The following is a 22,016-nucleotide window of genomic DNA, read 5'->3' on the forward strand; positions in this document are numbered from 1 at the left end:
TCGTCAGGCTCATAACCTGAAGGTCAGAGGTTCAAATCCTCTCCCCGCTCCCAATAACTTCCACTCAAAATTGCTATATCATCACGGACAATATCCTGTCGATCCCGTGTTGGCGCATCATCCTTGTTGCCGATCCTGCTTTTGCAGGCCAGTGGATGAACCCATGTGGTCTGTTGCCTTTGAAAGCAAAAAAAGTCTTTTATACATGAAACCGTGGAAAAATGCGTCCTGTATGGCAATCTTGGCAAACAATATGGCCACCGGGCAGTCTTTATTCCGAGGCCGGCGTATCACTTGAAAATATCATGAATTGTTGCAAACACTAACCTGCAAAACCAACATGAAATCCAGTGCCAAGTCCCTCCCATCCCCTCATGCAAAAAATGAATAAACCACTTGTGAATATCGCATGCCCACCTCTCATATAACGTAAAAAAACCTAATAAATATCATAACTTAATAAATATAAAAATTTTTTATAGAATAATTAATACTGGAAACAAAATATAGGTAAAATATTTAGTTCTGTATTTTTTCTGTTTTTATATCAAAAATATTTTGTTTATTAAAAATTTAAAAAAAAATATTTAATATCATTTTTTGTATTTAGTAAATAATTCAAAATGAAGTGTATTATAAAATACACAAATTTAAAGATTTTAACCAATTTTTCATTTTTTATCTAAGGTAACAATAAATTTATATTTTAATATATTAATCTAATGATTAACTAATATTGAAATTTTCAATTTAGAGAAAATATATCCTCTGATTGAATGTACTTTATGAGGAAAGGTTAAGTTATGGATAGTCTAATTGCTTTTTATAGTCCTATAAATTTCCTGAAAAAGTATATTATATTGGGTTTAAACGTAATGATTTTGCTTATGCCAATTAACAAATTAATGGCGCTTGATCTTTCCAATAATGGTAAACCTCCTCAAAATATTGATGATGCTTCAGTACCAGAGACGAATCGGAATGTTGCACTTGGTGAGATGAATAAATTCAATACACGTGAAGTAAACCCGTCCAGTCTTGATCCAACAAAAAGTATTTTTTCTAAACCGATAAATGACTATCTTGATAAATATGGTATTCAGCTTGGATTAAACTGGGTGACAGAAACAGCTGGTGTGGTTCATGGTGGACGGAGAAACGGTGCTGATTTTACACAACAAATAACATTTTCAGTTGATATGGATTGGGAAAAAATTGCCGGCTTAAAGGGCTTTTCAACTCATATGATTGTTATGAATCGTTCAGGTCGTAATGCCAGTGCTGATTATGTTGGGGATACGCAGATTCAGGCCCAGGAAGTATACGGGGGTGGCTATTCTCGCTTATTTCATATTTATGATGTTTATGGTGAACAAAAATTATGGAATGGTCGGGTCGATATTAAAGTCGGTCGTATGAGTGTAGGAGATGATTTTGCCCATAGTCCCATGGCATGTCAATTTATGATTCTTTCAACTTGTGGCCATCCAAGAAGTACTCAATCTCAACAGGGATTTTCAGATTGGCCTGGTGCAGTTTGGGGGGGAAGAATTCTTGTTAATATGACACCTAATAGTTATTTTGAAGTGGGTGCATATCAAAGTACACCTTGGCCACAAGGAGGAGCAACTGGATTTTATTGGGGAACCAAGGGAACAACTGGTGCTTTCGTTCCTGTTGAATTTGGTTATAATCCTGATATCGGAAAACATCATTTAGTGGGTAGCATTCATATTGGTGCAGGTATAGATAGCAGTCATTTTCAAACCTGGTCTTCACAAGTTTTAAATAACAATAAAAAAGATTACCGTACCCAATTCTGGATTCAATCCTACCAAATGATTTATCGTCATGATGCAATTGATGATCATGGACTATTTGTTTTGGCAAATTATGGGCATGATTCTACGACAACATCAACATTTAAGGACTTTTACAATTTCGGGTTTTTGGATCGTGGATTTTGGAAAGACAGAGCCTATGATCAAATTGGGGTGATGTTTACATATTATACGATCCCTCATACTCTTCGGCATGCACAGCAATTTCAAGTGGCACATGGAGCACCATTAAATGGTAATGGAGTTTTCGCTCTATTGAATGGCGCTCCTGGAGTTCAGGGAGATTCAATTTTATTTGAAGCTAATTATGGTTTTGCTGCCTATCGTGGAATCATGATTATGCCAGTATTTGAATATTTTCATCATGTTGCCGCGACGAAGGCCTATAAAGATGCAACGATTGTTGGTTTGAAAACCAACGTAACTTTTTAAAAAACTATATTGCTTGTCACTGTAAAAAGAATAAATTAACGATAATAGCTATTCTCATTATAATCAAAAATTTTATTAAAGATTTCAGGGTTGAATACAGTGATAAACTATAAATCGATTTTAATTTTATTTACTGGATTACTGCTTAATGCCTGTAATCCAGAAATGGGGCGTTTACCCTTGGAAAGTGATGTTGGCTGCCTGCGTAAAGAATTATCTTCCCCTGATCATCCTTCATTTCATATGGCGGCCAATTTTTGTCAAAAGACAAAGAATCATATATTACAACCCTTGAATTTGAAAAATGCCCCTGATCTGCAAAAAAAGGCTGAAAAAGCAGGAATTGCTTATTGTTCATAGATGAAAATTAATTTTTTAGAACTTATAATAACTTTATTGAATTAAATAAAACAATTTTTTGTTTTATGACATTAAAAAACAAAATATATATGATGTGTTTTTAAGCGGATTTAGCTTTATATTATTATTTACTATAACGTCAGATTATTAAGTCAAGTCGGATCACGTTAAATTATATTTAAAAAATGATTTAATTAAGTTTATGGTGCCGACACTCGGAATTGAACCGAGGGCCTACTGATTACGAATCAGTTGCTCTACCCCTGAGCTATGTCGGCGTGGTTTTTGTTTTATATAGGAGCTTTATTTATTCTTCAAGAGTGGAGGGTGAAATTTATTAAGAAATATGAAAATGAAGCTTATTATAGAATTTTTTTTGGATATAAGATTTGTTTTATTAGGCTTATTGATCAATCACTATTATAAAAAAAAGAGATTTTGTCTCAATGGATCTTGTTTAAGTTTTATGAAGAAATCAGAATTTAGTAAAAATGGTTCTGAATATTTGGATAAGTCGGTAAGGATGCAAAAAATGATAATGGGAAACGAAAAGCTGTTTTATATTGTTTTGCATCCAGTATTTAAGGGACTAAAGTTTTTCCACCTGATTATATTCCAGATCAACAGGTGTAGAACGTCCAAAAATGGAAACACTGACTTTTAGTCGACCTTTTTCAGTATCTATTTCTTCAATAACACCATTAAATGAAGTGAATGGCCCGTCGGAAACACGAATTTGCTCGCCAACCTCAAAGTCTACAGAAGGACGCGGACTATTTGCACCTTCTTTGGCTTGATTAATGATATATTCGGCCTCTGCATTGGAAATTGGGGATGGATGCATTCTGTTTCCAAGAAAACCCGTAACCTTGGGGGTATCCTTGATTAAATGCCATGCCTCATCAGTCATCTCCATTTTGACCAGAACATAACCGGGGAAGAATTTACGTTCTGTTTGGACTTTCTGGCCACGTTTAACCTCTATGACTTCTTCTGAAGGGACAAGGATTTCTTCCACTTGGTCAGTTAAACCTTTTTGTTCAATCTGTTCTTTAATCTGTTGAACAACCTTTTTTTCAAAACCAGAATAGACATGAATGACGTACCACCGTTTTGCCATAACTGGTTTACCCTCCTAGGCCAAATAAAATCCGTATTCCAAAGCCGATAGCCTGGTCCACGATGAAAAAGAATGCAGAAGCACCCGCAGCCATTGCCAGAACAGCGGCGGTTGTGATTAATGTTGTACGACGTGAAGGCCAAGTTACCTTTTTGGCTTCAGCACGAACCTCATTTAGAAATTTCGTGGGATTGACCGGCACGAAATACCTTCCCTACATAAAATGATCCTAAAATACTATGTTAAATTATTATAATATATCAGGATGGGTTGAAAACAAAATGAATGTTTGTCATTCATATTTAATTTGGCAGGGGTGGAGGGTCTCGAACCCGCAACCTCCGGTTTTGGAGACCGGCACTCTAGCCAATTGAGCTACACCCCTGCAAAAAATTTGATATGAATGGATCAGAACCATCATATCTATTGATACAAGAAAAAGCAATGGAATGGACAGAAAGTCAAGTAAAAAATGAATAAAAATTATTTTTTATAAAAATGATAAAAAAAAGCTTGATTTGGGAAGAAAAATCATTAAAAGTTTTTTCAGACTCAATCGAGCATTATCAAGCGGGCGTAGCATAGTGGTAATGCAGTAGCCTTCCAAGCTACCGAGGAGGGTTCGATTCCCTTCGCCCGCTCCACTTTCGAATTTCCAGAATTTCACTGAATTTAGCTGCGTTCAACCGCCTCATGATATGCTCACATCTAAAATTGGTTGGGAAATGTAAAATGAATCATTTTCGAAGATTTTTCTCTGCGACTGACAATTGTTACCGGCTTCTGGATGGTTGTTGATAGACATAAGCTGGCTGTGAGTGATACTGAGACGATAATTGATTATATCTATTTTACTGTCATGCTCATTATCTGGGCATTCAAAATAAAATCAGCGTTAAAAACTTATGCTCAAATGAGTTTAATTTGAACTGAAAATGAATCCATTCTGCATATTTATTTTTGGTATTATATTGTATAATGCAATAATGATATGGAATCAGAGCTATAAAAATTAATATTATTCATAGTCAGGAAATAGCTGGATACGATGCTAGAATTTTTTTGGAGGTTCAATATCATACGTTCCAGGCGGTTTGCGAACCTGATCCTTTGATTGCAGCATTAGATGCGCTTTGCGCATACGCATTTCTAATAACATTTTTTGAGGTGTCGTATTAGATAAATAACTAAATTCTTTTCTGAATTTCGTTTTGCGATAGTTTCTTTTCGGCTGCGGGGATTAATGACGATTAGTTCGGATAAAAGGCAAAGGCTATGGATATGCAAAATTAATTGGTCTATACCAGCTGAAGAAGAATTGAGATGGCGTATTAATTAATATCGAGGCGTGAGATAGACTGGCGTGTGATGTTTTCTGATGCAGCAGCTGATTTAATTGTTCATTTCCTAACAGTGAGTTGGCGCCTTTTTCGCCGAGATATACTGGTACATGTGCTAATAATAATTCGTAAAATCAAGTTTCAGAGCAATAAAGCAGATTTCAATCTGTGGTGAGATGACCTTGGCACATCAAGTGTTGAGCGTCATGATTTATATACAGTTGACTTGAGTATAGTGAACAATTGTGAGGTGTTCTTAACAACGTTAAACTTGATGAAAGTGAATGAATAGGTGAAGAAGGACGTGGTTTTATCCAGATGATGAAAAATTTGATCCTGACCGTTTGGTAGTTGTTATTTTTATTTAGTTCATTAGATAAAAATTCAACGGGCTTAATTAATTGTGCGGGGATTTTTAATGCCAACATATGAATATATGGAAAATAATATAGCATAGAAAATGTTTTTATTATAAATATAGCCAGATTTGTATTATCGGACTTATTATTTTCACACTGGTTATGATGACACGGTGATTATCGTGATAGCAGATAAAACCGAATAGCAATTTGAGTATTATCTTATATTCTCGTAGTATGGCGTGTTAAATACAGAGGTTTAATAATAGCTGATAACTATTTTTTTTAGCAGTAATCGCCATCTAGTGCCTGTGACGATTAAAGATTGCGGCAGTGTTTAGGTAGAATGTTCCCGCATTACGATTTGTTTCTCTTATCCCGTTCAGGCCCTATGAAAAGCTTATCGGAGTATTTATCGAAACGCGCATGTTCTGCCAATTTGGATGCATTATCCGATCAGTCGGGATTGAGCGGGTCAAGATCAGTTGTAATTTTATCGTGCTGCCCTGTGTCCAAACTGGCTGAGACAATAATGTCTATCGGAACAGGCTTTTATTCGTCGGCATTGCATAGACTGCCAATAATGGGTAAGAAAGTGATTTACTTATATCTTTGTCGACGCACCAATATTGATATCCAATAATTGTTATTTTTCCTTAAATAAAAATATTTTTTACTAAAAATTATATTAAATCGAATTGATCGTTTGAATGATTGTCGGTATAACAATCATTCTGTATGACTTGAGACAAATTTATTTTTGAAAAATATTTTTGTTTTTATTATTGATTTACTTTAAAATATAGGCTTTTAATAATATCATTTTGGACTGTAAAACCTTTGCTGAAGAGGTAAAATGAAGCGGGTAAAGTTTCAATTGCATTTTAGTGAACGATGAGAGAACAAGCGAAGTGAATACCGATGCAACACATGCTGCGCTTGCAGCTTCCGCCTTTACGGCAAATAATCTTAAGGGGCGATATGCTACCGCGTTATATGAATTTGCTGAGGAACAGCATGCTTTAAATGAGGTGATTGCAGAGGCCGAGGGTTTGTTAAAAATTATTTCTGAAAATGAAACATTGAGAAATGTTTTAAATAACCCTTCTTTGGATACTGTACAAAGCAAAGCAATAATGGCTGAGTTGATGAATCATTGTGGATTCAGTCAGATTTTGCAGAATTTTGTAGGTGTGGTTGCAAATAATCGAAGGCTTGCTGATTTAAAATCTTTTTTAATGGCATTTTTTGCTTTGGTTAATCTTCGTCGTGGCATTACTGCTGCTGAAGTCATTACAGCTTCTCCTTTAACGGATATGCAACGTGCCCAATTAAAGGATCGTTTTTCCCAAGCAGGGTACAATAAAGTAGATATTCAAGAGCGTATTGATTCAAAGATACTAGGTGGAATTATCGTACGTATTGGGTCAAAGCTCTATGATGCTAGTCTTCAATCACGTCTTAATCGCCTATACAATGTTATGAAGGGAGCCGCGTGATGGAAATCCGTCCCGCAGAAATTTCGGACATCCTTAAAAAACAAATTGCGTCCTTTGATAAAGAATCTGACATTGAGGAAACAGGAATTGTTCTGTCTGTTGGTGACGGTATTGCATTGGTTTATGGCCTGCAAAACGTTATGGCGGGGGAATTGGTTTCTTTTGTCAACAGCAATTTGACCGGGATGGTTTTAAATCTGTCAATCGACCATGTTGGTGTTGTTATTTTTGGTGACGACAGTCAAGTTCGTGAAGGGGACAACGTTACTCGTACAAATCGGGTTGTGGATGTGCCTGTTGGTAAGGGATTGTTGGGTCGTGTTGTTGACGGATTGGGAAATCCGATTGATGGAAAGGGGCCCTTGAAAGATGTCGAACGTCGTTTGGCAGATGTTAAGGCTCCCGGAATTATTCCGCGTCAATCCGTATGTGAATCAATGTTGACCGGGATCAAGGCTATTGATGCTCTGGTTCCAATCGGGCGTGGACAGCGTGAATTAATCATCGGTGACCGTCAAACTGGCAAATCAACAATCTTGGTTGATACGATGATTGCCCAAAAAACCATGAATGCTTTAAAGGATCCTAAGCAGACTCTTTATTGTATATATGTGGCTATCGGTCAAAAACGCTCCACTGTTGCACAGGTTGTTCGCACGTTGGAGGAACAGGGTGTAATGGATTACTGCATTGTGGTGGCCGCAACCGCTTCAGATGCTGCGCCAATGCAATATATTGCACCTTATGCCGCCACGGCAATGGGTGAATATTTTCGTGACAATGGTATGCATGCATTGATTAGTTATGATGATCTGTCAAAACAGGCCGTAGCTTATCGTCAAATGTCCCTTTTATTGCGTCGTCCTCCTGGACGTGAGGCTTATCCTGGCGATGTATTCTATTTGCATTCTCGTCTCTTGGAACGTTCTGCAAAAATGTCCGATGAACGTGGTGCAGGTTCATTAACTGCCTTGCCTGTTATTGAGACACAGGCTGGTGATGTTTCTGCATATATTCCTACCAATGTTATTTCCATTACAGATGGTCAGGTTTTCTTGGAAACAGAATTATTTTATCGTGGTATTCGTCCTGCGGTTAATGTGGGGACTTCAGTTTCCCGTGTTGGATCAGCGGCACAAAGCAAAGCAATGAAACAGGTTGCCGGCAGTATTAAGCTGGAGCTTGCCCAATATCGTGAAATGGAAGCGTTTTCTCAATTTGCTTCCGATCTTGATGCATCGACCCGTAAGTTGCTTGAACGTGGCTCAAGATTAACAGAATTGTTAAAACAGCCCCAAAATTCTCCCTATACCATGGAAGAAGAGGTCGTTGTTTTATATGCGGGTACCCGTGGTTACACTGATGAAATTCCAGTAAACAAGATTCAGGAATTTGAGCATCAATATATTGAATCCATGCGTTCTACCGGTATCGAAATTCTTAATGGAATTCGTGATGCACGCCAGATCACTAAGGAATTGGAAGAAAAATTGGCAGCATTCCTGAAAAATTTTGTTGCACAATTCAAACAGGCTTAGGGAACTTTGTGAATGGCTTCTTTAAAAGAATTGCGTGCTCGTATAAATAGTGTCAAATCGACCAAAAAAATAACGAGTGCTATGAAAATGGTTGCGGCAGCCAAAATGCATCGTGCTGAGCGACGTTCTCGTCAGGCTCAGCCTTTCGCTATGGCGATGCAGCGTATTCTGGTTAGTTTGAAGCAGTCTTTGGATGGTCGTCCTGGTTTGCCTGCATTGTTAACAGGTACTGGTAAAGACAAGGTTCATCTTATTGTTCCAATGAGCAGTGATCGGGGTTTGGCAGGTGGATTTAACAGTAATATAAATCGTACATTACGCAATATGGTCAAACGTCTACAAGAACAGGGAAAGATTGTTAAGATTTTTCCTGTTGGCTTGAAAACGTATGTATATTGCCGTAGTGAGTTTCCCAATCTTATCATCGGACCTGAACATGTCGATTATCGTTTGGGTAACGTTGAATATCAGTCCGCAGACCAGATCGCTGCCTATATCGAGTCTTTATTAGAAGAACAGCGATTTGATGTTTGTACTGTCATTTACAATAAATTTAAAAATGTGATGGTTCAAACACCAACGGAGTTGCAGCTTATTCCATTGGAGCTTGCCGTAAAGGATACGGACCGTAAAGACGGTGCTGATCAAAAAAACAGTTCAGGATTGCGAGATCAGGCAGATTATCTGTTTGAGCCTGAGGCGGAAGATGTATTGCATCGTTTGCTTCCGGAAAATTTGAGAGTTCAGATTTTTGCGGCAATGCTTGAAACAAATGCTGGTGAACAGGGTGCTCGAATGACTGCAATGGACAGTGCGACACGCAATGCCGGAAAGGCTATTGATAAGTTGAGTTTATATTATAATCGGACGCGTCAGGCCAATATTACTAATGAACTTACTGAAGTTATATCGGGTGCGAATGCTGCCTGATTGTTATTATAAATTATACTATACTGCTAGGAGCTGACCTTATTATGTCGGATACAGCAATTAATGAAAGTAATGCAACAATGGGTGATTCAGAAGCGGGGAATCAAGAAAATCAGGCATCTAAAAGTAATTCTGTGGGAAAAGTTACAGAAATCAAGGGTGCTGTTGTTGATGTGCAGTTTACAGGGGAGCTTCCTTATATTTTAAATGCGTTAACATGTAAGGTCGGGGATCGTACGCTTGTATTGGAAGTTGCACAGGAAATCGGTGATAACCAGGTGCGCTGTATCGCCATGGATTCAACAGATGGTATGGTTCGTGGAATGGAAGTGATTAATACGGGTAGCCAGATTTCCGTTCCTGTCGGGCCTGAAACACTCGGTCGTATTTTGAATGTTATTGGTGAACCTATTGATGAAATGGGCCCTGTTCATTCTGCCAAGCGAATGCCAATCCATCGCCAGGCCCCTTCATTCGAGGAACAGGGTGTAACAACTGAAATCCTGCAAACCGGTATCAAGGTTGTTGACCTTCTTTGCCCTTATTTACGGGGTGGTAAAATTGGTCTGTTCGGGGGTGCCGGTGTTGGTAAAACCGTTTTGATTCAGGAATTGATCAATAATATTGCGATGGGTCACGGTGGTGTTTCAGTTTTTGCTGGTGTTGGTGAACGAACCCGTGAAGGAAATGACCTGTATCATGAAATGATTGATGCGGGTGTTATCAAGATTAATGAGGGTAAAACTGACGGCTCAAAAGTTGCTCTTGTTTATGGCCAGATGAATGAGCCACCCGGAGCCCGTGCGCGTGTGGCGTTATCCGGTCTGACGGTTGCAGAATATTTCCGTGATGAAGCTGGACAGGACGTATTATTCTTTGTTGATAATATTTTCCGTTTTACCCAGGCTGGTTCTGAAGTGTCTGCCCTGCTGGGTCGTATTCCTTCCGCCGTGGGGTATCAACCGACATTGGCAACTGAAATGGGTGCATTGCAAGAACGCATTACCTCTACGCAAAAAGGTTCTATCACTTCTGTTCAGGCTATCTACGTGCCTGCGGATGACTTGACGGATCCCGCGCCAGCAACAACATTTGCTCACTTGGATGCGACAACAGTTTTAAACCGCTCAATTGCTGAATTGGGTATTTATCCTGCTGTAGATCCTCTGGATTCAACTTCACGTTCCTTGGATCCCCGTATCGTTGGTGAAGAACACTATGAGGTTGCGCGACGGGTACAGGAAATTCTGCAAAACTATAAATCTTTACAGGATATTATTGCAATTCTTGGTATGGATGAGCTTTCTGAAGAAGACAAAAAGATTGTTGCACGGGCACGACGTATTCAACGTTTCCTGTCCCAGCCTTTTCATGTTGCTGAAATCTTTACCGGAATGCCAGGTAAATTGGTGGCAGTAAAGGATACAGTTCGTTCCTTTAAAGAAATTGTCGATGGAAAACATGATGATTTGCCAGAAGCTGCTTTTTATATGGTAGGCACTATTGAAGAGGCAGTTGCAAAAGCCGAAAAAATGAAACAAGAAGAAAAATAAACGGTTAAAAGCCATAAAGGAAAATAATAATGTCAATCAAACTTGAAATTATTAGTCCCGAGAAAGTTGTTCTTTCTCAGACAGTGGATATGGCTGTTTTACCTGCTTTAGAGGGGGATATTGCCGCAATGGAAGGTCATGTCCCCATGATTTTTCTTCTTCGTGCTGGAGTGATTGATCTTTATCAGGACAATAAGGTTATCCATCGTCTGTTTGTTGAAGACGGGTTTGCCGAAATGCAAGAAAGTTGTTGTACTGTTCTTGCCAAACAAGTCAGAAAATTGAATGAACTTTCTGAAGAGGAAGGGATCAAGCGTTTGGCAAAATTGCAGGAAGAGTATAATAGGGTTTCAGGTACCAATGATACTGATAAGCAACGTGAGTTGATTGACAGAATGCAGGGAGCCAATGCTATTATTGATTTGGCTGTTTCAGATAAACATAACCAAACCCTTTAGTAATGAAAGATATTATCTGCCACGATAGGCAGGAACATCTTGTGAAGGAATCCATACATTTTCGGGAGGTGTGCTGGTTTGCCAAAAAACATCTATAGGCATTCCCCCTCTTGGATACCAATATCCACCAATTCGTAACCATATTGGGTCAAGTAATTTTGTCAGTGTGGTTGCGATTTCAACTGTACAAGCTTCATGAAAAGCTCCATGGTTTCTAAAACTTGCCAAATATAATTTTAGTGATTTGCTTTCGACAATCCATTTATCTGGAATATAGTCGATTACAAGATGAGCAAAATCTGGCTGTCCGGTAATTGGGCATAATGATGTGAATTCTGGTGCGGTAAAACGAATAGTATAATCATATTCAGGATAAGGGGCAGGCACTTTTTCAAGTTTTGCTTCGGATGGAGATTGAGGTAAAGAGGTATTTGCCCCAAGCTGGGTCAGGTAGTTTTTAAGTTCTTTGGTATCATTCATTGTTTTACCTTTTACTGTAAGGTTGAATATAACATTTTTGAATTCATAATATCGATTAAGTTTATATTGGATTTACTTTAATCATATTCTATGAAAACGGAAACAGGATTTAGTGACGTTGGTATTACAATAGGATAGAAAAAACAAGATGTTTACAGAGGAAGAAAAACAGGCGGCAAAATTTAAAATATTGTTACACGCCAATGCCGGAATTGCCAAAATATTTGAAAGCCCAATATTTTAATATAGTTGATGATCAGAATGGCGTTCAGGCAGATCAAAATTGCCTGTGGAAAAAAGATTATATTTTTTGGCGCGATTATCATTTGCAAGCCAACATGGGGGAATCTGTTCAAAAAATAAACAAAATGCAATAACGATTACGTGGTTACTTTTTTTTGATTTTGATCAATCTTATGATTTTATAAAACAATATTATCTTTTTGAATTTGCTAATTTATTTCAGGGTTGCTGTATTTATCCAGTAATGCAATCAGACATTTTTCGTTTCTGTTATCTATTGCAAATATATTGATGTTGAAATTGATTGTTATGCAAGTCTGGATAATATTTTTGTCTATCAGGAATTTGATTGTTTTTTATTATATGTTCAGGGAAATGATTCCTATATTGAAAATGGTTTGATCGTATCAAAAATGGAAAATAAAATAAAAAATCTGACTGAAACAAAAGCATTTGCCAATATAGAGGAAGCGTACTGGATCAGGTCTCTTATCAACGAGTGTTTTGGAATTGTTCATGGATACAATTTTGTTAAATTAATCTTTTTTGTCTATTGATACTTTGAGATTAATGTCAAATTATTTTATAAATCGTGCTTATAATCATGCAGAGTTATTTTGTAAAAACACAGAAATAGGAAATTGGAGGAAATTTAAATTACCTTGAAAATCATATTATTTATAACGATTTTCAGTGTAACTAATTTAATTGTTTATGAAATCATTTAAGGAATTTCCTGCACCTCAATTAATATCAGACAGTCATTCTCTGAGACAAATGGTTGATTCATTGTTGGTAGAAAACTATGTAACAATGGACACTGAGTTTGTAAGAGAATCGACTTATTGGCCGGAATTATGTTTAATTCAAATTGCAGGTAGTCATCAGGTTTATTTGGTTGATGCTCTTTCCAAGACAATTGATTTATCCTTATTAACCCCTCTATTGCTTGAACCAAAGATTGTTAAGGTTTTTCACGCCGCTCAGCAGGATTTGGAAATTTTTTTGCATTTATTTGGCTTTTTGCCTGTATCGATATTTGATACGCAGATTGCTGCAATGGTTGCAGGGTTTGGAAATCAAATCGGTTATGATTCATTGATTGAATCGTTACTGAACCATAAGGTTGATAAATCCTATCGGTTTAGTGACTGGTCAATGCGTCCCTTAACAAAAGCACAACAGGATTATGCAGTTGCAGATGTAACCTATCTGTGGAGTGCTTTTCCAATTTTATATGAAAAATTACGATTGGATAATCGCTTAAGTTGGGTTGCTTCTGAAATGGAACTTTTGTCCAATCCAGATTTTTATTTACCTCCTATTGAAAAAATCTGTAAAAAATTAGGGGCAAAAATTCGTAATGGTCGATCATTGGCCTGTTTATCTTATTTAATACAATGGCGTGAAGAGAAAGCTCAAAAGGTGAATATCCCAAGGCATCATTTCATTAGGGATGAAAGTCTTATTGCTATTGCCGTGGCTTTACCCGATACTGTAAAAACCTTGGAAAAAATAAGAGGTATTAATAGAGATTTTGCCAACGGCCAAGATGGTCAATCTGTCTTAGAAATTATAAAAAAAACGAAAGAGATTGATTCTGAATCATTGCCAACCCCTTTTATCTATAAAAATCCTGTAGAAAAACCATCAGAAGCTCTGGTTTCGTTGTTAAAGGTAATGTTATTGGCCAAATGTGAAATTTATAAAGTGGCCCCTAAGCTGGTTGCCAGTAGTAAGGATATTGAAAAAATAGCTCTGGGTTATCGAGATTTGGAAATATTTACAGGTTGGCGTCATGAGGTTTTTGGAAAAGATGCCATTGATCTATGTGAAGGGAAACTCATGATATCCGTTCAAGATAAAACATTAAAATTTGTAAAAGTTTGAATTTTGTTTTTAAAAAATTATTTGTTATTTATAAAGTGATGTAATTAAGGTGAAAATGTATGGAATGGACTGATGAAATCGTTGCCCGCCTACGGGAATTATGGGCACAAGGTCTTTCAACAGCGGAAATTGGCAGACAGCTTAATGTAACGAAAAACGCTGTTGTTGGTAAAGCGCATCGATTGGGACTTGAGGGAAGACCTTCCCCGATTCGCAAGGCGAGTGTAACAAAAGATAAAGTGGGTGAAACAAAATCTCAAAAAAATGCTATATCAAAAAAGGATGAGTCTAAAAAAAATAAAACCGTTACACAGACTGTTATAGAATCAAAAGAGATTAATGCTGTCAAAGACGAATCAGTTAAAGAGAAGCTTGAGGTTAGGACTAAAAAACCTAAAAAGCTTGAATTTATATCACCAAAAGAGCTGCCTTCTTATCGAAAATCAAATTCAGAATGCTGTTGGCCGATAGGTGATCCAGGCGAAAAAGACTTTCATTTTTGCAAGGCGCCGATCGTTCCGGGTAAACCCTATTGTTTGGAACATGTTCAGATCGCCTATGTAAAATTGAAAGATCGTAAGAATAACGTTGCCTAATAAATCTATCTTTTCTCATAAAATTGAATTTTGATGAGAGAAGATATGGTTACATAAATATTTGTTTATTATTTCGACTAAGTTGCTGAAGATTTAACTTCTTCTGTCACCACTTCCTCTTTATCGTTGCTATAATCGACAGCTGACGTTTGTTTCAGTTTGTCCGTGGTAATCATTTCAACCTGTCCGGTGATTTGTCCACCATCTTCAACTTTAAGGCGTCGGCATTTCGCCTTGCCAAGGAGCTTGCCACTTGCAGTGACTGTAAGATTTCCTTGAGCGGTAATATTGCCTTCCAGTATCCCGGTTATTTCAATATCCTGGGATTCAACAGTTCCACGGAAAACTCCAGATTGCTGAATGACAAGTTTTTTCAACTTGATTGAGGAGGTTTCAATCGTTCCTTCAACTATGAGTGTTTCAACGTCATTAAACGTACCTTGTATGTGTATACCCTGACCAACGACAAGAGCCCTGCGATTTAGGGATGCGTCATTTGAATATGTATGTTCTGTATTGTTTAAAAGCGTATTTCGGTTAATAAGTTTTTTTTCAAGAATAGGGGTTAGATTATTCATTGTAAGATAAGACTTTCGTTTAAAGAACAAAGTAAAATCGGGTAACGTTGGGTTACGGGTTATTTTTGTTGTTTAATAATGGCTTCTTGTATAGTTTGTAAAGCAAAGTATAACAGACCTGCTAGGGAAAAAAGACATTTAGTCAAAACAGATTGAAGATTTTTGAAAAATTAGTAAATGTTTTAAATATATTAATTACTTTTTAAGTATGCTGGCAAGAAAAAGAAATAACATCATTTAAGATTAGTGAATATAATTTTTATAATTATATGGAAAGGAAATAGTTTTTTATGCGTGGTTTTAAAAATTTACTTGGTCGGAAGAAAGAGGATGATGTTGAATTTGATATTGCAGGAATAGGGAATGCCATTGTTGATATATTGACACGAGTTAATGATGATTTTCTCGAAAAACAGGAAATGATACCCGGAAGTATGAGTTTGATTGATGCAAAACGGGTCAAGGCCTTGAAAAGCCTGATAAAGCCGGAAAAACAAATGAGTGGGGGATCAGTGGCAAATACCTGTTTTGTTGCGGCCCTGATGGGGGCAAAAACGGCTTATTTGGGAAAAGTTGCGGATGACACCGTCGGAAAACGCTTTGCAGAAGATATTCAGCAGGGTGGTGTTTATTTTCCATCGACCCCTTTAAAATCATCCCTGCATCCAAATCTATATACAGCTCGGTCAATTATTTTTGTAACGCCCGATGGACAAAGAACCATGAATACTTATTTGGGGGCTTGCACTCAATTTACACCAGATGATGTTGATGAAGATGTCATAAGTCATGCCAAAATAACTTTATTGGAGGGATATTTATTTGATGGTGAACTTGCACAAAAGGCATTCTATCAGGCTGCAGATATTTCGCACAAAGCAGGAAGGAAAATCGCGTTGAGTTTGTCTGATCCTTTTTGTGTAAAGCGACATCTGGTACAGTTTAAGGATTTTGTATCAAATCACGTGGATATGGTTTTCGCAAACCAATTTGAAATTTGTGCACTATACGAAACGGAAGATTTGGAAAAAGCCATTCAAAATGCTTCGCAGGATATTCCAATCGCTGTTATAACCTGTGGTGAAAAGGGCAGTGTTATTCTTGCCAATTCAGAGCGGATAGAGGTTGCCAGTGTTCCAACGGTTGTTGTGGATACGACAGGGGCAGGTGATGCTTATGTCGCTGGATTTTTGGCTGGCTGGACTACTGACAGGACTTATGCCGAATGTGGTCGTCTGGGAAGTGTTGTGGCTGCGGAAGTTATTTCCCATGTGGGTGCCAGACCATTACCGGAATTGAAAGAAGTCATGAATTTCTAATTTTTGGCTTTTTTGATAAAAATAACTTTTGTTATTAATTTACGTAACTATTGAGAAGAAGAATAATATGTATGTTTTGTAGATAATGCGAAACATACATATTTTGTATTGTTGGAGAATGAAAAACATCATGGAGATCCGAAATATTGCCATCATTGCACATGTTGACCATGGCAAGACAACGTTGGTTGATCAGTTATTACAGCAGTCCGGAACTTTTCGTGAAAATCAGCATGTGGTTGAACGTGCAATGGATAGTAATGATTTGGAACGTGAACGAGGGATTACGATTCTTGCCAAATGTACCTCTGTTGTATGGAATAATGTAAGAATTAATATTATTGACACCCCAGGTCATGCGGATTTTGGGGGGGAGGTTGAACGTATCTTATCAATGGTTGATGGGGCGGTTGTCTTGGTTGATGCAGCCGAGGGAGCTTTGCCACAAACTAAATTCGTAGTTGGAAAAGCTTTGAATCGTGGTTTGCGCCCCATTGTTGTGGTGAACAAGGTTGACCGTTCAGATTCTCGTGCGGATGAAGTGCATAATGAAATTTTTGACCTGTTTGCAGCGATGGGTGCCAATGATGAGCAGCTGGATTTTCCAATGCTTTATGCGTCAGGGCGTCAGGGATGGGCTGATTATACAATTGAAAACCATAAAGAGGATTTAAGTGCGCTGTTTGATCTTATCGTCAAACATGTTCCTGCACCAACGGTTAACCTTGATGCGCCTTTTGCAATGGTTGCTTCTATCCTTGAATATGACAATTTTCTTGGACGTATATTAACCGGACGGGTAGAACAGGGAACAGCAAGGGTAAATATGCCTGTTCGTGTTTTGCAACATGATGGTAAAATTATTGAGACAGGCCGTCTAACAAAATTGCTAGCCTTCAGAGGTCTGGAACGTGTTCCTGTTGAGGAGGTCCAGGCTGGTGATATCGTGGCTGTGGCAGGTTTATCCAATACAACGGTTTCAGAAACCATTGCTTCTCCAGAAATAACGGAACCCTTACATGCTACCCCGATTGATCCTCCAACCCTATCTATGACCTTTCGCATTAATGACGGTCCTTTGGGTGGACGTGAAGGAAAAAAGGTGACCTCTCGTCAAATCCGTGAACGCCTGTATCGCGAGGTTGAGGGTAATGTTGCTATTCGTGTTACGGATAGTGCTGAAAATGATGCTTTTGAAGTGGCTGGACGTGGAGAGCTACAACTCGGTGTTTTGATTGAAACGATGCGTCGGGAAGGATTTGAACTGACTATTGGCCGTCCAAAAGTTCTAACCCGCATTAACGAGGAAACAAGTGAGAAAGAAGAACCCTATGAAGAGGTTCTTATTGATGTTGATGAACCTTATTCTGGGGTTGTTGTTGAAAAAATGTCCCTCCGAAAAGGTATAATGCAGGATATGAATCCATCTGGTGGCGGAAAAGTGAGATTGACTTTCTCAATTCCTTCCCGGGGTTTGATTGGATATCATAGCGAGTTCTTGACGGATACACGGGGAACCGGGATCATGAACCGGCTTTTTTCAGGTTATGGTCCCTGGGCTGGACCCATTGCTGGGCGTCGTAATGGTTCGTTGATTTCTGCCGAAAATGGTGTTGCCGTTCAATATTCCCTTTTCTCTTTACAGGATCGAGGGGTTTTGTTTGTAGAACCTTCTGACAAGGTTTATGTCGGAATGATTATTGGTGAACATTCTCGTGAAAATGATCTGGATGTTAATCCAATCAAAGAAAAAAAATTAACCAATATGCGTGCTGCGGGTAAAGATGAGGCACTTTTATTGACTCCGGCAAGAAAAATGTCATTGGAACAGGCTATTGCTTATATTGAGGATGATGAATTGGTGGAAGTTACACCGTCAGCCATTCGTCTTCGCAAATTATATCTTGATCCACATGAGCGGAAACGTCACGTCAGACAAAGAGCTGAAAGCTGATTATACATAAATTTATACAGGATTATAATAGGATATGATCCTGTATGTAACAATTTGTAACTTGATTTTAAAACAGGTCATTTTATAATTAACACGATTGCAAGGATTGCTGATTTTCTGTTTTCTTTTAAGAAATGAAATAAGACCAAATTAAGGCATAATTGTAAAAAATAGCAAAAATAATGCAATTATAATGTAAGACAAACCCATCAGGTTATGCTAACTTTTTCACATATCGGATATAGATTTTCGATACGATTTTAATTGATAATTTTGATTGGGAATAAAATGAAATTATTAGCTCGTCGTCTTTCTTTCGCTCTATCAACAGCAGCTGTATTAGGTTTTGCAGCTCCAGCTTTCGCTCAAGAAGCTGCACCAGCATCTCCTGCTCCTGCCGCTGTTGCACCAGCGGCTCAAGCACCAGCATCTGCTCCAGCAGCGGCAGCTTCTGAAGCTCCAGCAACAGACGCAGCAGCTCCAGCTACTCATCATGGTAAAAGAGCGCATCACGGTAAAAAAGCGCATCATGGTAAAAAAGCACACCATGCTAAAAAAGCGGCAGCTTCTGAAGCTCCAGCAACAGACGCAGCAGCTCCAGCTGCTAACTAATTATTCCGTTTAATTAGTTGTTCAAGACAGGGTTGTATCGTACCACCCTGTCTTTTTTATTTAATTGTAAATACGCCGATAACGGTTTCCCAAGGCCGTAAGAATTTCGTAACCAATTGTATCTGCTGCGTTGGCTATTGTTTCAATTGGACAGTTGAGGCCAATAATTTCTATTTCATCGTCAATCATAACTTTTTTGTTGGCAAGGGGTGATATATTGATACATAAACAATCCATCGAAATTCGCCCAATTACGGGCAAGGGAATATCAGGGTGATCAATATGTTTGACGCAGATTTTATTGCTGAGTGATCGAAAAAAACCATCTGCATAGCCCGTTGAAACGATAGCCAGTTTTAACGCTTTGTCTGCCGTGAACGTTGCACCATAACCGACAGTGGCCCCTTTGGGAATTTCCCTTAATTGTAAGATTTTACTTCGTAATGTCACAACAGGATACATGGGATTCTTGTGTCCAGGAACAGGGTTGATCCCATATAATGCCGCTCCTGGACGTGTTAGATCGAAATGCCAATTTTCACCTAGAAAAATACCACTTGAAGCGGATAAACTGGCCGGTACGGAAGGAAAGTGATGGATAAAAGCCTTAAACCGTTGCAATTGAATAAGATTTAATGAATGATTTGGATCATCGGCACAGGCTAGATGGCTGATGGTCAGGGTAGGAATGAAAGTTGATATAGATTCATTCTGGATGATTCTTAAATCGTTTATGTCAAGACCGAAACGAGACATGCCTGTATCAAATTGCAAGGCGGCAGGATAATTAAAATTGGCATCTTTACATATTTGTATCCATAACTTTACCTGTTTCAGGTCATTTAGAACTGGGGTCAGATTGTAATTGATAAATGTTTTGGCATCATATGGATAAAAACCGTTCAGGACATAGATTGCGTATTCATTTCCCAATATTGATCTAAGTGCAATTCCTTCATCTAGATAAGCAACAAAAAAATTCTTGCATTCTGTTTTTTGTAATGCCCTTGCTACCGGTAACATTCCCAGTCCATAAGCATTTGCCTTGACGACAGCCCCACATCGTGCCATTTTTGTTTTGTTATTGAGCAAATCATAATTTTTTATAATCGCACTTAAATCAATCGATAAAGTTGCCCCCGCATTTTTGGTAAAAAGATCAGGGTTTATGGAAATATAGGGTTGCATCATTATAAAGACCTTGGAAACTGGGATCTATGGTTTTACTGGAATTCCGTGTGTTGTTGAGTGTTCAAAATGCAGTGGTGTTTCTGGATTAACAATATTATATAACGCATAAGCAGCCATAGAGGCCTCGCTGAATCCTTGTAATATAAGTTTTAATTTTCCTGGATAAAAAGCGATATCTCCGATGGCAAATGTTCCTTCCAGACTTGTTTCACAGGTCGATGGAGTTACCGGAATTCTTCCTTGAATAATGTCAATATCCCAGGATTGTAAAGGGCCAAGATCAGTGGTCAGGCCAAAAAAGGCCAGTAAATGATCGGCTGGAAGAGATCTAATCTGTTTGTCTAGTGAAATAATATCAACTGATTCTAGAACGCCTTGTTTTCCATGCAGCTTATGAAGCTGGTAGGGGACAAGTTTATTGATTTTTTTTTCTGAAATCGCCGTTTCAAGACGTGCAAGACTTTCCGGTGAAGCCCGGAAACGGTCTCTTCTATGAATCAAGGTGATGGATTTGGCCTTATCTTTTAAGGTCAGTGCCCAGTCAACCGCTGAATCCCCTCCACCGGCAATGACAATATTTTTGTCTATAAATGAATCACTTTTTCGGATGTAATAATGAACGGTTTTGGCTTGTTCATAAGCTTCTATATTTTCCAACGGTGGACGATTCGGACCGAAAGACCCTGCACCAATGGCAATGATTATGCCTTTGGCATGAATGATATTGTTTTTATCGGTTTTTAAAGTGAAATTTCCTTTCTGACCTTCCATTTCTACAACCTTGTTTGATAAAAGGCGTGGAATATCAAAAGGTTCAATTTGTTTTTCTAGAGAATCAATAAGAGATTGTGCGGTAATACTTGGATGAGCGGGAATATCATAAATTGGTTTTTCTGGATATAGGGCTGAACACTGTCCCCCCACTGTATCCAGTGTGTCAATCAAGATAGACTTCATTTTTAGCATACTGCATTCAAAAGCGGCAAATAAGCCGGCCGGACCTGTACCAATTATGGCAATATCAGTCGTGATAGAGGTTCCAATCATTATATTGACCTTTAATATAAGAAAAAAATAGAATTATAAGGATGATTGCAAAGAGTTTACATATTAAAATAAGCATAAAATAATAGTTTGAAAAAAAATTGTTATAAAATGAATTTTATTGAATATATTTATTATCAAGACATATCTGTAATCTAGAAATGTTAACTTTCTGTAAGTTATTATTAAATCGTTTTATTACCAGTTAAGTTTTATGTAATCATGATTATAAAAATGTATGATTTACCAAATTTGCAAGCAACAAATGATTTGGCTGTAAAAATTTCCCGTTTAATACAGACAGGTGACGCCATTTTATTATCAGGTCCTTTGGGTATTGGTAAAACTGTTTTTGTTCGGTCATTCTTGCGATCTATTTGTGAAGATTCTGAAATGGAAGTTCCCAGTCCTTCTTTTACCTTGGTACAACATTATGAAAGCCCAAAATTTCATTTATATCACTATGATTTGTGGCGGTTGGAAAATGAACAGGATTTAATCGAGTTGGATTGGGATGATGCAATGGAGGGTGTTGTCTTGGTCGAATGGCCAGAGCGTTTGCAGGATTTTGTTCCTGACGGGGCTTTGCATATTGATTTTTCCCTACATTCTGATTCCGGGCGTCGTGTTGTCCTTTCAGGCTGGGATGAACGGCTAAACTTGCTTGAATAATAAAATG

At 38.0% G+C, this 22,016-nt stretch carries 22 protein-coding genes and 3 tRNA genes; 17 read left to right on the top strand and 8 right to left on the bottom strand.

The genetic code is table 11. From position 1 onward, the window contains the following. From H3R33_RS00005 to H3R33_RS00015, 3 genes are all read left to right on the top strand, one after another. The coding region (locus H3R33_RS00005; RefSeq protein WP_198184447.1) for a hypothetical protein at positions 1-298 on the top strand (298 nt) is incomplete at its 5' end. Positions 299-875: 577 nt separating this feature from the next. Then, entirely contained in the window at positions 876-2,273 is a 1,398-nt protein-coding gene (locus H3R33_RS00010) for a carbohydrate porin (protein WP_230873450.1), read from the top strand. A gap of 99 nt (positions 2,274-2,372) precedes the next feature. Next, on the top strand, positions 2,373-2,633 hold the full coding sequence (locus H3R33_RS00015) for a hypothetical protein (protein ID WP_198184448.1): 261 nt from the start codon (positions 2,373-2,375) through the stop codon (positions 2,631-2,633). 203 nt (positions 2,634-2,836) lie between these two features. On the opposite strand, the gene H3R33_RS00020 is transcribed toward H3R33_RS00015, so the two are convergent. From H3R33_RS00020 to H3R33_RS00035, 4 genes are all read right to left on the bottom strand, one after another. Then, positions 2,837-2,911 (bottom strand) — tRNA-Thr (locus H3R33_RS00020). A 311-nt stretch (positions 2,912-3,222) separates the two neighbouring features. Beyond that, positions 3,223-3,753, bottom strand: a complete 531-nt coding sequence (gene nusG / locus H3R33_RS00025) for a transcription termination/antitermination protein NusG (protein ID WP_110438580.1) — start codon at positions 3,751-3,753, stop codon at positions 3,223-3,225. Between the two features lie 7 nt (positions 3,754-3,760). Further along, positions 3,761-3,955 carry a preprotein translocase subunit SecE gene (secE, locus tag H3R33_RS00030; protein WP_198184449.1) on the bottom strand — a complete coding sequence of 65 codons (195 nt, stop codon included), beginning with the start codon at positions 3,953-3,955 and terminating at the stop codon, positions 3,761-3,763. Between the two features lie 106 nt (positions 3,956-4,061). Continuing rightward, a tRNA-Trp gene (locus H3R33_RS00035) sits at positions 4,062-4,138 on the bottom strand. Between the two features lie 185 nt (positions 4,139-4,323). Here H3R33_RS00035 and H3R33_RS00040 point away from each other — a divergent pair. From H3R33_RS00040 to atpC, 7 genes are all read left to right on the top strand, one after another. Beyond that, positions 4,324-4,397, top strand: a tRNA-Gly gene (locus tag H3R33_RS00040). A 1,446-nt stretch (positions 4,398-5,843) separates the two neighbouring features. Continuing rightward, positions 5,844-6,095: a hypothetical protein gene (locus tag H3R33_RS00045; protein ID WP_198184450.1), complete on the top strand. Its 252-nt coding sequence runs from the start codon at positions 5,844-5,846 to the stop codon at positions 6,093-6,095. A gap of 268 nt (positions 6,096-6,363) precedes the next feature. After that, entirely contained in the window at positions 6,364-6,951 is a 588-nt protein-coding gene (gene atpH / locus H3R33_RS00050) for an ATP synthase F1 subunit delta (protein WP_122124050.1), read from the top strand. Further along, on the top strand, positions 6,951-8,489 hold the full coding sequence (atpA, locus tag H3R33_RS00055) for a F0F1 ATP synthase subunit alpha (protein WP_122124049.1): 1,539 nt from the start codon (positions 6,951-6,953) through the stop codon (positions 8,487-8,489). The genes atpH and atpA overlap by 1 nt, the downstream gene beginning before the upstream one ends. Before the next feature lie 12 nt (positions 8,490-8,501). Next, positions 8,502-9,419 (top strand): F0F1 ATP synthase subunit gamma, encoded by a 918-nt coding sequence (locus H3R33_RS00060; RefSeq protein WP_122124048.1) that lies wholly within the window; start codon positions 8,502-8,504, stop codon positions 9,417-9,419. An 80-nt stretch (positions 9,420-9,499) separates the two neighbouring features. After that, positions 9,500-10,972: a F0F1 ATP synthase subunit beta gene (gene atpD / locus H3R33_RS00065; protein ID WP_110438630.1), complete on the top strand. Its 1,473-nt coding sequence runs from the start codon at positions 9,500-9,502 to the stop codon at positions 10,970-10,972. Positions 10,973-11,001: 29 nt separating this feature from the next. After that, positions 11,002-11,430, top strand: a complete 429-nt coding sequence (atpC, locus tag H3R33_RS00070; RefSeq protein ID WP_110438574.1) for an ATP synthase F1 subunit epsilon — start codon at positions 11,002-11,004, stop codon at positions 11,428-11,430. 12 nt (positions 11,431-11,442) lie between these two features. On the opposite strand, the gene queF is transcribed toward atpC, so the two are convergent. Continuing rightward, on the bottom strand, positions 11,443-11,910 hold the full coding sequence (gene queF / locus H3R33_RS00075) for a preQ(1) synthase (protein WP_110438573.1): 468 nt from the start codon (positions 11,908-11,910) through the stop codon (positions 11,443-11,445). A 203-nt stretch (positions 11,911-12,113) separates the two neighbouring features. On the opposite strand from queF, the gene H3R33_RS00080 reads away from it, so the two are divergent. The 3 genes from H3R33_RS00080 (at position 12,114) to H3R33_RS00090 (ending at position 14,639) form a co-directional block, all read left to right on the top strand. Further along, entirely contained in the window at positions 12,114-12,287 is a 174-nt protein-coding gene (locus H3R33_RS00080; protein WP_198184451.1) for a hypothetical protein, read from the top strand. 580 nt (positions 12,288-12,867) lie between these two features. Then, positions 12,868-14,043 (top strand): ribonuclease D, encoded by a 1,176-nt coding sequence (gene rnd / locus H3R33_RS00085; protein ID WP_198184452.1) that lies wholly within the window; start codon positions 12,868-12,870, stop codon positions 14,041-14,043. Between the two features lie 59 nt (positions 14,044-14,102). Beyond that, positions 14,103-14,639, top strand: a complete 537-nt coding sequence (locus H3R33_RS00090) for a GcrA family cell cycle regulator (protein ID WP_110438570.1) — start codon at positions 14,103-14,105, stop codon at positions 14,637-14,639. Positions 14,640-14,716: 77 nt separating this feature from the next. On the opposite strand, the gene H3R33_RS00095 is transcribed toward H3R33_RS00090, so the two are convergent. Beyond that, positions 14,717-15,217, bottom strand: a complete 501-nt coding sequence (locus H3R33_RS00095; RefSeq protein WP_110438569.1) for a polymer-forming cytoskeletal protein — start codon at positions 15,215-15,217, stop codon at positions 14,717-14,719. Positions 15,218-15,507: 290 nt separating this feature from the next. Here H3R33_RS00095 and H3R33_RS00100 point away from each other — a divergent pair, with 290 nt between their 5' ends. From H3R33_RS00100 to H3R33_RS00110, 3 genes are all read left to right on the top strand, one after another. After that, on the top strand, positions 15,508-16,536 hold the full coding sequence (locus H3R33_RS00100; RefSeq protein ID WP_122124042.1) for an adenosine kinase: 1,029 nt from the start codon (positions 15,508-15,510) through the stop codon (positions 16,534-16,536). 130 nt (positions 16,537-16,666) lie between these two features. Further along, positions 16,667-18,490, top strand: coding sequence for a translational GTPase TypA (gene typA / locus H3R33_RS00105; RefSeq protein WP_122124041.1), 1,824 nt, complete (start codon positions 16,667-16,669; stop codon positions 18,488-18,490). 288 nt (positions 18,491-18,778) lie between these two features. After that, positions 18,779-19,102: a hypothetical protein gene (locus H3R33_RS00110; protein WP_122124040.1), complete on the top strand. Its 324-nt coding sequence runs from the start codon at positions 18,779-18,781 to the stop codon at positions 19,100-19,102. 60 nt (positions 19,103-19,162) lie between these two features. On the opposite strand, the gene alr is transcribed toward H3R33_RS00110, so the two are convergent. Further along, positions 19,163-20,293: an alanine racemase gene (gene alr, locus H3R33_RS00115; RefSeq protein WP_198184453.1), complete on the bottom strand. Its 1,131-nt coding sequence runs from the start codon at positions 20,291-20,293 to the stop codon at positions 19,163-19,165. A 24-nt stretch (positions 20,294-20,317) separates the two neighbouring features. Beyond that, on the bottom strand, positions 20,318-21,340 hold the full coding sequence (locus H3R33_RS00120; protein WP_110438564.1) for an NAD(P)/FAD-dependent oxidoreductase: 1,023 nt from the start codon (positions 21,338-21,340) through the stop codon (positions 20,318-20,320). Positions 21,341-21,571: 231 nt separating this feature from the next. On the opposite strand from H3R33_RS00120, the gene tsaE reads away from it, so the two are divergent. Then, entirely contained in the window at positions 21,572-22,009 is a 438-nt protein-coding gene (gene tsaE, locus H3R33_RS00125) for a tRNA (adenosine(37)-N6)-threonylcarbamoyltransferase complex ATPase subunit type 1 TsaE (protein ID WP_232342090.1), read from the top strand. Positions 22,010-22,016: the final 7 nt, after the last annotated feature.

Source organism: Commensalibacter sp. B14384M2 (genome assembly GCF_016101865.1).
In the GTDB taxonomy this organism is placed as follows: Bacteria; Pseudomonadota; Alphaproteobacteria; order Acetobacterales; family Acetobacteraceae; genus Commensalibacter; species Commensalibacter melissae.